Source organism: Micromonospora sp. AMSO1212t (genome assembly GCF_008868145.1).
GTDB lineage: Bacteria > Actinomycetota > Actinomycetes > Mycobacteriales > Micromonosporaceae > Micromonospora > Micromonospora tulbaghiae.
Genome location: NZ_WBKS01000147.1, coordinates 1 through 13,704 on the forward strand (window position 1 = coordinate 1; position 13,704 = coordinate 13,704).

Genomic DNA, 13,704 nt, shown 5'->3' on the forward strand with positions numbered 1-13,704 from the left:
TGACCGCCACCCGGTGACCCATGGTCATGGCCTCGACCTGGTCGTGGGTGACGTAGACCGTGGTGACGCCGAGCTTCGCCTGCAGCGAGGCGATCTGGGTACGGGTCTGCACACGCAGCTTGGCGTCCAGGGCCAGCAGGGCCACGTGCAGGGACAGACACCTGTCGACCGAGTCGAGGTCGGCGTCGAGGACGCGGCCGATACGGGCCAGCCGCTCGTAGAACGCCGGCCGGGACAGGTGCGCGGCGGCCGCACCGGCCGACTTGTTCCGCCCCTGCTCCAGGTACGCCCGCAGCGTGCCGAGCAACTGCTCGCGTGGATGCTGGGCGTCGTAGGCGAGCAGTGGCCCGAGTTCACGCTCGACGAACGTCTGCAACCGGGGCTCGTCGCGCAACAGGTGCAGCAGCCCGGCCAGCCCGACGTGCGGCAGGCGGTAGCAGGGCAGATCCCGGGGATCCCGCCGCGCCGCCTCGGCGACCTGCCGCGCCTCGATCAGCGAACGGCGCGCCTCACGCAGGCTGCCCACGCCGGATCCGGCGGCCACCACGATCGCGGCCCGGGGCGGGACGTCGACCGGGCGGGCGGCGGGGGCGGCGTCGAGGCGTACCCGACGCAACGCCGCGGCGAACGCGGACAGTGCCTTCTCCTCGGCGGCCGGGTCGGGAAGCGCCAGCAGCGCGCCCACCGCCTGGTCGTCGAGCGGGCTGGTCAGCGCGGTGAGCTTGGCGTCCCGGACGGCCTGGCTGACCGCCTCGGCGAGGTCACGCAGCCGGGCCGGACCGGCTTCCGGTCCTTCGGCGTCGGTGTCGCGGCGCTGACCGCGCCGGGCGGGGGCGGGCTCGTCGTCGGGGGCGCCCGCATCACCGGCGGGCTCGTCGGCGCGGTGCCGGACCACGACGCCGACCAGGTGCCGGCGGTCCAGGACGACGCCGAGCGCCTTGGCGCGCAGCGCCACCTCGTCCACCGGGCGGGTGTGGTCGATCAGGGCGGTCAGCAGCGTACGGTGGATCTGCCGTTCCAGGCCCTCGGCGTCACGCCGGATCAGCCGGCCCAGGGCCAGCGTGGAGGCGGCCCGTTCGATCAGGATGGTCAGCCGGGTCGGCGGGGTGGACTCGGTCGCCGGCCAGCGCAGCAGCAGCCGGCCCCAGTCCTGTCCCCGGGCGCCCACCGTGGTGACGAGCCAGCCGCTGTCCGGGTCGTACGCGGTGCGCCCGGCCGGGCGGATCTGCCGCGAGTGCCGTTCCCAGCCGTCCAGCAGCAGTTGGGCGTTCTCCCCCGCCGGGTCGTACGCGAGCACCTGCCGGGACAGGTTCTCCAGCACGATCGGGCAGCCGGCCAGCTCGGCGGCCTGCCGCAGCACCTCGGCCGGTTCGGCGCCCTCCACCGACAGTTCGGTGAACCGCTGGTGGATCTCCTCGGTGGCGCGCAGCTCGGTGAGCTGGGCGTCGACGATCAGCGCGTGCACCGCCTCGGTGATCCGGACGAACGGGGTGCCCCGGCGCAGCTCGATCAGGGGCAGGCCGCGGCGTTCCGCGGCGGCGGCCATCACGCGTGGTACTCCGCTGACGTAGCGGCGGCCCAGCTCGACCACCAGCCCGGAGACGCCGACGTCGGCCAGGGCACCGATGAACTCGCGGAGCCCGGCGTCGTCACCCGGCAGGCCGATCCCGGTGGTCAGGACCAGTTCCCCGCCGCCGAGCAGGGTGGCGATGTCCGGCACCTCGGCGATGTGCACCCAACGCACCGGCCGGTCCAGCCCGGCGTTCCCGGCGACCAGGCGCGGCGCGCCGTGGCGCACGGGCACCAGGTCCAGCACCTCACGCACGGTAGGGAACACGGGCGACACGCTACCCTGCGTCACCACCGTTGCCGAGAGCCGGACCGTCACCGGCCCGCCGGCGCGGCGGGACCGGCGGGCGGGGCGACGAGACGAGCCGCGGACCGCTGCCCGGCCGGGCAGCGGTCCGCGTACGTTCATGCGGGAGGCGGCGGTCAGTCGACGCCGAACTCCATCGCGGCCCGGTCGAGCGCCTCGTCCTCGGCGGTGGGTACGCCCCGGGACGCGATGGCCTCCGCGCCGCCCTGCGGCATCGCGCCGATCAGCCCGGTCGAGGCCGCCTGGGCGGCGCCGACGATCCGCTGGGGGGTGCCGCCGCCGACCATGCCGACGGAGGCGTACTGCTCCAGCTTGGCCCGCGAGTCGGCGATGTCGAGGTTACGCATGGTGAGCTGGCCGATCCGGTCGGCCGGGCCGAACGCCGAGTCCTGGGTGCGTTCCATCGACAGCTTGTCCGGGTGGTAGCTGAACGCCGGCCCGGTGGTGTCCAGGATCGAGTAGTCCTCGCCCCGGCGCAGCCGCAGCGTGACCTCGCCGGTGACCGCCGTGCCGACCCAGCGCTGCAACGACTCGCGCAGCATCAGCGCCTGCGGGTCCAGCCAGCGGCCCTCGTACATGAGGCGGCCGAGCCGGCGGCCCTCGTTGTGGTAGTTGGCGAGCGTGTCCTCGTTGTGGATGGCGTTGACCAGCCGCTCGTAGGCGGCGTGCAGCAGCGCCATGCCGGGGGCCTCGTAGATGCCGCGGCTCTTGGCCTCGATGATCCGGTTCTCGATCTGGTCGGACATGCCCAGGCCGTGCCGGCCGCCGATGGCGTTGGCCTCCAGCACCAGGTCGACGGCGCTGCCGAACTCCTTGCCGTTGATCGTCACCGGGCGGCCCTGGTCGAAGCCGATGGTGACGTCCTCGGCCGGGATCTCCACGGACGGGTCCCAGAACTTGACGCCCATGATCGGCTCGACCGTCTCGATGCCGGTGTCCAGGTGTTCGAGGGTCTTGGCCTCGTGGGTGGCGCCCCAGATGTTGGCGTCGGTGGAGTACGCCTTCTCGGTGCTGTCCCGGTAGGGCAGGCCGCGCTCCAGCAGCCACTCCGACATCTCGGTGCGCCCGCCCAGTTCGGTGACGAAGTCGGTGTCCAGCCACGGCTTGTAGATCCGCAGCTGCGGGTTGGCCAGCAGGCCGTACCGGTAGAACCGTTCGATGTCGTTGCCCTTGAACGTCGAGCCGTCGCCCCAGATCTGCACGTCGTCGGCGATCATCGCCCGGACCAGCAGCGTGCCGGTCACGGCCCGGCCCAGCGGCGTGGTGTTGAAGTAGGCCCGCCCGCCGGAGCGGATGTGGAAGGCGCCGCAGGTCAGCGCCGCCAGCCCTTCCTCGACCAGCGCGGCGCGGCAGTCGACGAGCCGGGCGACCTCGGCGCCGTAGGTGTGGGCGCGGCCGGGCACCGAGGCGATGTCGGGCTCGTCGTACTGGCCGATGTCAGCGGTGTAGGCGCAGGGGACGGCGCCCTTGTCGCGCATCCACGCGACGGCTACCGAGGTGTCGAGGCCGCCGGAGAAGGCGATGCCGACACGTTCGCCGATGGGCAGGGAGGTGAGAACCTTGGACACAAGGAAGATTATGCACGGTCTCGCATGGTCATGCAAGCCGATCCTCAGAGCGCGTCGTCCCGCCCCAGCTCCCAGAACGCCACCGCCGCGGCTGCGGCCACGTTCAGCGAGTCCACGCCGCGCCGCATCGGGATCACCACCCGCACGTCGCTGGCCGCCTGCGCCGCCGCGGTCAGGCCCGGCCCCTCGGCCCCGAGCAGCAACGCCGCCCGCTCGCGCTGCGCCGGGGTCAGCCGCTGCATCGGTACGGCATCAGGCGCGGGCGTCATCGCGAGCACCGTGAACCCGGCCGCGCGAACCTGGTCCAGCCCTTCGGGCCAGCTGTCGAGCTTGGCGTACGGCACCGCGAACACCTCGCCCATGCTGACCCGTACGCTGCGCCGGTAGAGCGGGTCGGCGCAGGTCGGGGACAGCAGCACCGCGTCGACGCCGAGCGCGGCGGCGCCCCGGAAGATCGCGCCGAGGTTGGTGTGGTTGTTGACGTCCTCCAGGATCACCACCCGCCGGGCGGCGGCGAGCACCTCGTCGGCCGAGCGAAGCGGCTTGCGGTGGAACGACGCGAGCACGCCCCGGTGCACGTGGAAGCCGGTGGCGCGCTGGAGCACGTCCGGCGTGGCCGCGTACACCGGCGCGTCCCCGGCGTCCAGGTCGGCGAGCTGGTCGACCCGCTTGGCGTCGACCAGGTACGACCGGGCCGGGTAGCCGGCCCGCAGCGCCCGCCGCAGCACCAGCTCCCCCTCGGCGATGAACAGCCCGTGCGGCGGTTCCCAGCGGGTACGCAGCTCCACGTCGGTGAGCGCGCGGTAGTCGGCGATCCGGTCGTCGTCGGGGTCGGTGATCTCGTGGACGGGCACCAGGCGATTCTGCCCGGCCCGCCCGGCCGCTCCGGCACGGGCCGGGTTTCCGTCGCCCCGGGCGGGGAACGGAGCCGGAAGGCCGGACGGCGACGGAGGGAACCAGATGGGCGCGGATCACGACGGCAACCTCCCCCGCGACGCCACCGTCGCCGACTACCTGGTGGCCCGTCTCGCCGAGTGGGGCGTGCACCGCTACTACGGCTACCCGGGCGACGGGATCAACGGCATGACCTCGGCGTTGCAGCGCGCCGAGGGGCGGGCCCGGTTCATCCAGGTCCGGCACGAGGAGACCGCCGGCTTCGCGGCCGGCGCGCACGTCAAGTACGGCGGCGGTCCGCTCGGCTGCGTGGTGGTGACCAGCGGTCCGGGCGCGATCCACGCGCTGAACGGCCTCTACGACGCGAAGCTCGACCACCAGCCGGTGGTGGCGCTGCTCGGGCACACCGCGCTGCCCGCCGAGGGTGGCGGCTACTACCAGGAGGTGGACCTGCTCTCGCTCTACAAGGACGTGGCGTCGGCCTTCCTGGCCCAGCTCGACGACCCGTCCCAGGCCCGGCACCTGGTGGACCGGGCCTGCCGCACGGCGCTGGCCCGGCGTACCGTGACCGCCCTGGTCCTCCCCTCGGACGTGCAGGACCTGCCCGCGGTGCCGCACCCGCCGCACGCCCACGGCTACTACCACACCAGCGCGGTGCCGAGCAGCGAGCCGACAGTGCCGCCGGAGGCCGACGTGCGCCGCGCCGCCGAGGTGCTGCGCGGCGGCGAGCGCGTGGCGATGCTGGTCGGGCAGGGCGCGCTCGGCGCCGAGGACGAGGTACGCCGGATCGCCGACCGGCTCGGCGCCGGGGTCGCCACCGCGCTGCTCGGCTTCACCGCCGTCGACCACCGGCAGCCCTGGGTGACGGGCGCGATCGGCCTGCTCGGCAGCCGCCCGAGCTGGCAGCTCATGCGCGAGTGCGACCGGCTGCTGATCGTCGGCAGCCAGATGCCGTACTCGGAGTTCTACCCGCCGGAGGGCCAGGCCCGGGCGGTGCAGATCGACATCGACGGCACCCGGATGGGGTTGCGCTACCCGACCGAGGTGAACCTGACCGGCGACGCCGGGCCGACGCTGCGCGCCCTGCTCAAGGAGCTGGGCCCGGGGCCGGGCCCGACCGCCTGGCGGGCCACCCTCGCCGACGCCACCGGCAAGTGGCGGGCCTCGCAACGCGAGGTCGCCGCCCAGCCCGCCGACCCGGTCAACCCGCAGTCGCTGTTCGCCGCGCTCGACGACGCGCTGCCAGACGACGCCATGCTCGCGGTCGACTGCGGCACCGCCACCGCCTGGTACGCCCAGCACGTGCGGGTCCGCCCCGGCATGCTGGCCAGCCTCTCCGGCACGCTGCTGTCCATGGGCGGCGGGATGCCGTACGCGCTGGCGGCGAAGTTCGCCCACCCGGACCGGCCGGTGATCGCGTTGCTCGGCGACGGCGCGATGCAGATGAACGGCGTCAACGAACTGATCACGGTGGCGAAGTACTGGCGGGAGTGGGCCGATCCCCGGTTCGTGGTGCTGGTGCTCAACAACCGGGATCTCGCGTTCGTCAGCTGGGAACAGCGGTCCGGCGAGGGCACGCCGATGTTCCCGGACAGCCAGGACCTGCCGGACGTGGCGTACCACAGGTGGGCGGAGGTGCTGGGCCTCGGCGGTGAGCTGGTCGACTCCCCCGCCCGGGTGGACGGCCTGTGGCAGCGGGTGCTCGACGCGGACCGGCCGGTGGTGGTCAACGCGGTGGTGGACCCGGCCGAGCTGATGCTGCCGCCGCACTTCACCGTCGAGCAGGCACGCAAGACCGCCGCGGCGGTGCTGCGCGGGGACAGCGACCGGGCCGGCATCGTGCGGCGCGGCGTGCCCGCCGCGCTCGCCACGTACCGGCCCCGCCGCCGGGGCCGCTGACCGCCGCTGACCGTCAGGCCCGCGCGTAGCTCAGCAGCACCGACCGCCCGTCGAAGGTGCGCGTGCCGGCCAGCCGCAGGCTGCGGCGGTCCAGGTCCGGCAGCAGCCGCTTGCCGCCGCCGAGCAGCACCGGGTGCACGATCACGTGGAACTCGTCGACAAGGCCGAGCGCCGTCAGCGACGCCGCCGCGCCGGTCCCGCCGGTGAGCAGCACGTAGCCGTCGATCCCGTCGCGCACCGCGGCCACCTCGGCGGCCAGGTCACCGCCGCCGACCACCCGGGCGCCGTGGTCCGCCTCGGTGAGCGTCCGGGAGACCACGAGCTTCGGGGTACGCCGCCAGATCGGCGCGAACGCCAGGTCGTGCGGGTGGTCGGAGATCGACTCGACCTGCGGCCAGTAGCCGGACATCATCTCCCACACCCGCCGGCCGTAGGCGAAGGCGTCGGCCCGCTCGGACAGGTCGATGGAGTACGCGGACAGCTCGTCCCCCATCTCCGGCCAGTCGAACTCGCCGTCGGGCCCCTCGATGAACCCGTCGACCGACGTGTGCACCCAGTAGACGATCCTGCCCATGCCGTGCTCCTTCGCGTTGGCGGCGCGTCCCGGTCGGGCGCGCTCACCTGTGGGTCGGAGCCGCCGGGCCGGATCCGACACGTCGCGCGGGTGGTTGTCCGGGTGCGTTAGCGTCCGGGCATATGGGCCGCCCCGTGATGATCGCACTTATCGGCGTCGACGGCTCCGGGAAGACCACGCAGGCCAAGGCGCTCGCGGCGCGGCTGCGCGAGCGAGGTGTCCGGGCGCGGTACTTCGAGAACGCCGGTGGGCGGCCGCTGTGGAACCGGCTGGCCCGGGCGCTCGGCCGGCCCGACGGGGTGGCGCTGTTCGGCCGTACCCTCTATCCGGCGCTGGAGGCGACGGTGCGCGCGGCGGCGATGGCCCGGACCGTCGCGGTGGCCCGCCTGACCGGACGGGTGGCGGTGCTGGACCGGTGGACCTGGTGCCAGGACGTGATCATGGCGGCCCGGGGCGACCGGGGACGGCGCGTGGTGCGCGCCGCGTACGCGGTCTTCCCGCGCCCGGCGGTGGTGTGCTTCCTGGCCACCTCCCCGGAGGTGGCGCGGCTGCGGGTGGCCGCGCGGGGCATCGACACCGAGGAACCGGCGCACCTGCGCGCGCTGGACGCCGCCTACCGGGCGCTGCCCGATTTCGGCACGTTCACGGTGCTCGACGGCGATCGTGCCCCGGCGGAGGTGGCCGCCGCCCTGGACGCCGCGCTCGACGCCGCGCTCGACGCCGCGCTGACGACCCTGGCGACCACCCCGCCTCCACCGGACGCGTGAGGCGGGCCCGGCTCAGCCCCGCTCGCGCAGCCAGCGGAGCACGTCGGAGGGCAGCTCGCGGTCCTCGCGGTCCTCGCGCTGCTCGCGTCGGTCCGGCTCGGTCCGGCGGGGCGGCTGCGGGCGCTGCGGGTCGCCGACCAGCGCCCGGCTCGGCGCGGTGAAGCCGGCCACCGGCTTTCCGGTGAGCGCCGTCTTGATGGTCCGGGCCACCGCGTCGATCACCTTCGCCTGCACGGCGGAGCCGACCAGATCGTTGACGTCGTCCGGGTTGGCGGCGATGCCGGCCACCGCGACCTGCGGGGTGTACCCGACGAACGTCTCGGTGGCGTTGCGCTCCGAACTGCCGGTCTTGCCGGCCACCGGGCGGCCGACGATCGAGTCGACGGCGGTGGCGGTGCCGCCGTTGCACTGCCCGAACGCGGACTGCTGACCGACCGGGCAGCGGGCCGCGTCGGTGGCGGCGCGGGCCACGTCCGGTTCGAGCACCCGCTCGCAGGACGGCTGCGCCACGTCGACGGCGTCGCCGTCGGGCGCGGTCACCGAGACCACCGGCAGTGGCTTGCAGTACGTGCCCTCGGCGGCCACCGTGGCGTACGCGTTGGCCAGGTCCAGCGGGGTGGTGGCGGCCACGCCGAGCGTGAACGCGCCCCAGTTCGCGGCGTTGTCCCGGGCGAACGCGGCGTCGGAGTCGGCGCGGAAGGTGATGCCGAGGCGCTGGGCCATCTCCACCACCTTGTCCTCGCCGATCTGCTCGGCGAGCCAGACGAAGTACGTGTTCACGGACCGGCCGAAGCCGTCCCACATCATCCGGTAGCCGTCCATCCACTGCGGGTTGGCGTTCGCCGGGCACCACGTGCCGTCGCAGTTGCCCTCGTCGTCCGAGGCGTACCGGGTGGGCAGCCGGCTGGGGGCGTCGAAGCCGGTGGCAAGCGGCTTGCCGGCCTCCAGCGCGGCGAGCATGGTGAACATCTTGAACGTCGAGCCGGCCTGGTAGCCGTCGACGCTGGCGCCGCCGGAGATCAGCGGGTTGACCGTGTTCGGGTGGTTGGCCTGCCCGGCCGGGTTGTCGTCGAGGCTGTAGTGCCGGTTCACCGCCATGGCGAGGACCCGGCCGGTGCCGGGCTCGACCGCCGCGATCGGCAGCGCCCGCTTGTTGCCGTACCCGTAGACCGTGGTGGCCTGCTCCTGCGCGGTCTGCTGGATCTTCGCATCCAGCGTGGTGACGACGCGGTAGCCGCCGCGGCGCAGCGCCTGCTCCCGCTCCTCGGGCGTGCTGCCGAACGCCGGCTGGGTGAGCCACCAGCGGCGCAGGTAGTCGCAGAAGAAGCCCCAGTCGTCGTGCCCCTGGGCGGTGGCGGTGCAGCCGTTGGGCTGGGCGGTCGGCCGCAGCGTCAGCGCCTCGGCCTTCGCCGCCGCGGCCTGCTGCGGGGTGATCGCGCCGGTCTCGGCCATCGCGTCGAGCACATACCCCCGGCGGGTCAGCGCCTGGTCCTTGTCGCCGTCGATCGGGCTGTACGCGTCGGGCGACTGGACCAGGCCGGCGAGCAGCGCCGCCTCGCCCAGCGTCAGGCCGGCCGGCGCCTTGCCGAAGTAGCGCTGGCTCGCGGCGGCGACGCCGTACGCGCCGGAACCGAAGTACGCGATGTTGAGGTAGCGGTTGAGGATCTCGTCCTTGGACAGCGACTGCTCCAGGGCGTTGGCGTACCGGATCTCCTGGAGCTTGCGCCCGACTGTCTGCTCGGTGGCGGCCTGCCGCTCCTCCGGGGTGCGGTTCGGGTCGGTCTTGAGCACGTTGCGGACGTACTGCATGGTCAGCGTGGAGCCGCCCTGCTCGGTGCCGCCGCCCTTGACGTTCGCCACCAGCGCCCGGGCGATGCCGCGCAGGTCCGCGCCGCCGTGCGAGTAGAACCGCCGGTCCTCGGCCGCGATGATCGCCTGCCGCATCACCGGGGCGATCTCGTCCAGCGACACGTCGGTGCGGTTCACGTCGTAGAACGTCGTGATCAGCGTCTTGCCGTCGTTGGCGTAGAGGTAGGAGCGCTGCGGCTGCACCGGGGTACGCAGCGCGTCGGGCAGGTCCGCGTACGCGCCGAGCGCCGCCCGGGCGGCGAACCCGCCGAGCAGGCCGCCGGGCAGCGCGGCGACCGCGAGGACGAGCCCGGCGAGCAGGCCGGCCAGCAGCACGGTGAACAGCCGCGACAGCGGCGACCTGGGAGACGGCATGGACGCAAGGATTGCCACGAAAGCCGCCTACCGGCCACCTCGCCAGGCAACTGTCAGTTACTTCACGGCGACCGCCCAGCTCCGAAACGGTCAGCCCGCCCCGAGTGGGCCCTTCGGTGACGCGGGCGGCACCGGTGCGGCGGCGACGCTGGCCGCGGCCGCGTCCCGGGCGATCGTCTCGGGCACCAGGCGGCCGCTGCGGTAGCCGATGCCGATGCCGGAGACCAGCACGAAGATCGCACCGAACGTCTGGAGCGAGCCGATCAGCGCGCCGCCGAGCCCGAGCAGCGGGGCGGCGATCATCAGCATCGTCCCGTCGCCGTAGGAGAACATCCCGGACCGGGCGACCGACCAGCCGGTCAGGAACCAGCCCACGCTGTAGAGGGTGGCGCCGAACAGCACGATGCCACGTGCGGTCACGCCGAACACCGGTGTCTGCTCGGCCAGCCCGGCGAACGGCAGCATCAGCACCATCCCGCCGATGCTCGCCAGCAGCCCGGCCAGTGCGACGCGGCGGCAGCGGGTGGCGGCGAGCAGGCCGGTGAGCGCGAGCAGGGCGAGCAGCCCGAGCCACACCGCCGCAACCCAGCCGACCAGGTAGAGCGGCCGGCCGTCGGCCGGATACGGGTCGTTGCCCACCCCGCCGTCGCTGGCCATCGCCACCAGGCCGTAGAGCACCGCGTACGCCGGCAGCAGCCAGACCGCCGCGCGGGCGAACCGGCGGATCGACCAGGCCCAGGTCGCGTCGGTGGCCGGCGCCCCCGGGCCGGGCTCGGAGACGAACGGCAGGACCCCGAAACCCCCTCCGGTACGCCGGGAGCCGATCGGCCCGGCGGGGTCGTGCGCGCCGGGGACCGGGGTACGGGAGAACAGCCGGTTGGCCGGGTCCTTCATGCCTCACCTCGTTCGCGCCGCGGGCGGCCCGGGACGCGCAACGGCGCTCCGGCCCTGCTCACCACCCGTCCTGAAACCGATGGTGGCAGCCGCCGGAGCGCCGTATGAGGGATTCTCGGATTTGCCGGTCAGCCCCGCTCGCGCTGGTCCGCCGGGTCGTTCACCAGGCTGGCCGGTGACACCGGCTCCGGCGCGGGCAGACCCTGCGGGGTGTTGCCGCCGGTGGCCTGCGCCTCGGCCACGCGTACCTCGTTGTGGATCTCCTGGGCGGCGATGGCCGCGGCCTGGGCCGCCTCGGCGGCCTCCCGCTCGACCTCGCCGGCACTCTTGGCGGCCTCCGGCGACGGCTGGTCGCCGACCATGTTGGCCAGCCCGCCCAGCGCGCCACCCATGCCCTCCAGGGCCTTGGTCAGCTCGGTCGGGACGATCCAGACCTTGTTCGCCGTGCCGTTGGCGATCTGCGGCAGCGCCTGGAGGTACTGGTAGGCCAGCACCTTCTGGCTCGGGTTGGCGGTGTGGATCGCGTCGAAGACGGTACGGATCGCCTTGGCCTGGCCCTCCGCCTGGAGGATCCGGGCCTGCCGGTCACCGTCGGCGCGCAGCACGGCGGCCTGCTTCTCACCCTCGGCGGTGAGGATCTGCGACTGCTTGTGCCCCTCGGCGTTGAGGATCGCGGCGCGGCGGTCCCGCTCGGCGCGCATCTGCTTCTCCATCGAGTCACGGATGCTCGGCGGCGGCTCGATCGCCTTGATCTCGACCCGGGTCACCTTGATGCCCCAGCGGCCGGTGGTCTCGTCCAGCACGCCGGACAGGTGCCGGTTGATCTCCTCGCGGCTGGTCAGCGCGCGCTCCAGGTCCAGCGAGCCGATCACGTTACGCAGCGTGGTGACGGTGAGCTGCTCGATCGCCTGGAGGAAGTTCGAGATCTCGTAGGTGGCCCGGACCGAGTCGACGACCTTGAAGTAGAGCACGGTGTCGATCGAGACGACCAGGTTGTCGGAGGTGATCACCGGCTGCGGCGGGAAGCTGACCACCTGCTCGCGCATGTCGACCTTGGTACGCACCGCGTCCACGAACGGCACCAGCAGGTTCAGGCCCGGGTTGAGCGTGCGCTTGTACTTACCGAGCCGCTCGACCACGTCCTGCCGCTGCTGCGGCACGATCCGTACCGCCTTGAACAGCGTCACCACACCGATCAACGCCACCGCGATCATCAGGATCGCCAGAAACTCCATACCGTTCACCTTTTCGCTTCGGGCAGCTCGCCCGGGGTGGAAATGTCGTCCTGCCATACCAGGGCGGTAGCGCCCCGGACCTTTATCACCTGCACCCGCTCACCCTCGGCGTACGTGCGCGTCGCGTCGTACGAGCGGGCCGTCCACAGCTCACCATCGATCTTGACCATGCCCCGGTCGGCGTCGACCGGCTCCAGGACCACAGCGGTGGCCCCTTCCAGCGCCTCGACCCCGAACGGCTGCTCCCCGGTCTCCAGCGACGGCCGGGCGTGCCGCCGGACCACCGGACGGACCACCACCACCGACAGCGCCGACACCACCGCGAAGATCACCGCCTGGAGCGCCACCGGCGCACCGAGCGCCGCGGCGCCGGCCGCGGCGAACGCCCCGACCCCGAACATGATCAGGAAGAGCGTCGTCGTGAAGATCTCGGCGACCGCTAGTACCACACCCAGAACGATCCAGAAGACGGCGTCCACGAGAACAATCCTGACACGTCAACGCACGTGTCATCGAACTGTCATGATCGCTAGGCTCGGCACGGCGTACCGCACCCCCGGCCGACGAGGAGGACGACATGTCCCTGCTGCCCGAGACCGCGCGTCAGGTGGACCTGCTGGTCGCCCGAGCCCAGGCCGAAGGGCGAGGTCCCTCGCTCGCCCTCGGCGTGGTCCGCGACGGTCACCTGGCCCACCTGGCCGTCGCCGGCGAGACGCCCCGCCCGGACGGCGACCTGCAGTACCGGGTCGGCTCGATCACCAAGACCATGACCGCGGTGCTGGTGATGCAGCAGCGCGACGCCGGCCGACTGGCGCTCGACGATCCGCTGGACGCGCACCTGCCCGGCACCCCGGTCGGCTCACTGACCGTGCGCCGGCTGCTCGGCCACGTCAGCGGCCTGCAACGCGAACCGGACGGCGAGTGGTGGGAGCGCGCCGGGGGCACGGGCCTGGACACGCTGCTGGCCGGACTGACGCCGGACAAGATCGCCCACCCGCCGCACTTCGTCTACCACTACTCGAACCTGGCGTACGGGCTGCTCGGCGCCGTGCTGGAGCGGATCACCGGCACGCCGTGGGCGGACCTGCTGACCGAACGGCTGCTGACGCCGCTGGGCATGCGCCGCACCACGTACCACCCCACCGAGCCGTACGCCCGCGGCTACGTCGTGCACCCCTGGCACGAGACGCTGCGGGAGGAGCCGCTGACCGACAGCGGGGCGATGGCAGCGGCCGGCCAACTCTGGTCGACGGTCGAGGACCTGGGCCGCTGGGCCGCGTTCCTGGCCGATCCGGACCCGGCGGTGCTCTCCCCCGCCACGCTCGCCGAGATGTGTGCCCCCGTGGTGATCAACGACCTGGACTCGTGGACCGGCGGGCACGGCCTCGGCATCGAGCTCTACCGGGTCGGCGACCGGGTGTACGTCGGGCACGGCGGCTCCATGCCCGGTTACGTCGCCGGCCTGGCCGTGCACCGGCCCACCCGTACCGCCGTGGTCAACTTCGCCAACTCGTACGGGCTGCGCGGCCACCACATCGGCGCGCTCGGCCGGGAGGCTCTCACGCTGGTGCTGGACGCCGAACCGGCCGCGCCCGCCCCCTGGCGCCCGGCCGACCCGCCCGCCGCCGACGTGGCCGCGCTGACCGGCCGCTGGTGGTGGATGGGCGGCGAGTACGAGTTGCGCGTCGACGCCGCCGGGGACCTGGTCGGCGGCCTGGTGGGCAAGCCGCTGCTCCGGTTCACTCCCGAGGGACCGGACCGGTGGCGGGGCCGC

Annotated in this window: 11 protein-coding genes; 3 read left to right on the forward strand and 8 right to left on the reverse strand. The window is 73.5% G+C overall.

What is annotated here, in order from left to right:
* From F8279_RS26055 to F8279_RS26065, 3 genes are all read right to left on the reverse strand, one after another.
* Positions 1-1,846: PucR family transcriptional regulator ligand-binding domain-containing protein (locus F8279_RS26055; RefSeq protein WP_368668841.1), on the reverse strand; the 1,846-nt coding region annotated here is incomplete at its 3' end.
* Positions 1,847-1,992: 146 nt separating this feature from the next.
* On the reverse strand, positions 1,993-3,444 hold the full coding sequence (gene argG / locus F8279_RS26060) for an argininosuccinate synthase (RefSeq protein ID WP_091427451.1): 1,452 nt from the start codon (positions 3,442-3,444) through the stop codon (positions 1,993-1,995).
* 44 nt (positions 3,445-3,488) lie between these two features.
* Positions 3,489-4,301: an RNA methyltransferase gene (locus F8279_RS26065; RefSeq protein ID WP_225853414.1), complete on the reverse strand. Its 813-nt coding sequence runs from the start codon at positions 4,299-4,301 to the stop codon at positions 3,489-3,491.
* Positions 4,302-4,404: 103 nt separating this feature from the next.
* On the opposite strand from F8279_RS26065, the gene F8279_RS26070 reads away from it, so the two are divergent.
* The gene (locus F8279_RS26070; protein ID WP_151501337.1) at positions 4,405-6,237 is read left to right on the forward strand and encodes a thiamine pyrophosphate-requiring protein; all 1,833 of its coding nucleotides are present in this window, start codon (positions 4,405-4,407) and stop codon (positions 6,235-6,237) included.
* A 13-nt stretch (positions 6,238-6,250) separates the two neighbouring features.
* On the opposite strand, the gene F8279_RS26075 is transcribed toward F8279_RS26070, so the two are convergent.
* On the reverse strand, positions 6,251-6,811 hold the full coding sequence (locus F8279_RS26075; RefSeq protein ID WP_151501338.1) for a dihydrofolate reductase family protein: 561 nt from the start codon (positions 6,809-6,811) through the stop codon (positions 6,251-6,253).
* A gap of 137 nt (positions 6,812-6,948) precedes the next feature.
* Here F8279_RS26075 and F8279_RS26080 point away from each other — a divergent pair, with 137 nt between their 5' ends.
* Positions 6,949-7,578 (forward strand): thymidylate kinase, encoded by a 630-nt coding sequence (locus tag F8279_RS26080; RefSeq protein WP_225853415.1) that lies wholly within the window; start codon positions 6,949-6,951, stop codon positions 7,576-7,578.
* Positions 7,579-7,590: 12 nt separating this feature from the next.
* Here the strand turns inward: F8279_RS26080 and F8279_RS26085 are convergent, their stop codons facing one another.
* The 4 genes from F8279_RS26085 to F8279_RS26100 all read right to left on the reverse strand — a co-directional run bounded on the left by F8279_RS26085 (position 7,591) and on the right by F8279_RS26100 (position 12,409).
* Positions 7,591-9,801, reverse strand: a complete 2,211-nt coding sequence (locus tag F8279_RS26085; protein WP_225853413.1) for a transglycosylase domain-containing protein — start codon at positions 9,799-9,801, stop codon at positions 7,591-7,593.
* A gap of 90 nt (positions 9,802-9,891) precedes the next feature.
* A complete protein-coding gene (locus F8279_RS26090) occupies positions 9,892-10,695 on the reverse strand; it encodes a hypothetical protein (RefSeq protein WP_151501341.1) in 804 nt (267 codons plus the stop codon).
* A gap of 128 nt (positions 10,696-10,823) precedes the next feature.
* Positions 10,824-11,930, reverse strand: coding sequence for an SPFH domain-containing protein (locus F8279_RS26095; protein ID WP_151501342.1), 1,107 nt, complete (start codon positions 11,928-11,930; stop codon positions 10,824-10,826).
* A 5-nt stretch (positions 11,931-11,935) separates the two neighbouring features.
* The gene (locus tag F8279_RS26100; RefSeq protein WP_091427433.1) at positions 11,936-12,409 is read right to left on the reverse strand and encodes an NfeD family protein; all 474 of its coding nucleotides are present in this window, start codon (positions 12,407-12,409) and stop codon (positions 11,936-11,938) included.
* A 98-nt stretch (positions 12,410-12,507) separates the two neighbouring features.
* Between F8279_RS26100 and F8279_RS26105 the strand changes: the two genes are divergently transcribed.
* Positions 12,508-13,704 (forward strand): serine hydrolase (locus F8279_RS26105; RefSeq protein ID WP_151501343.1); only part of this gene is annotated, 1,197 nt, incomplete at its 3' end.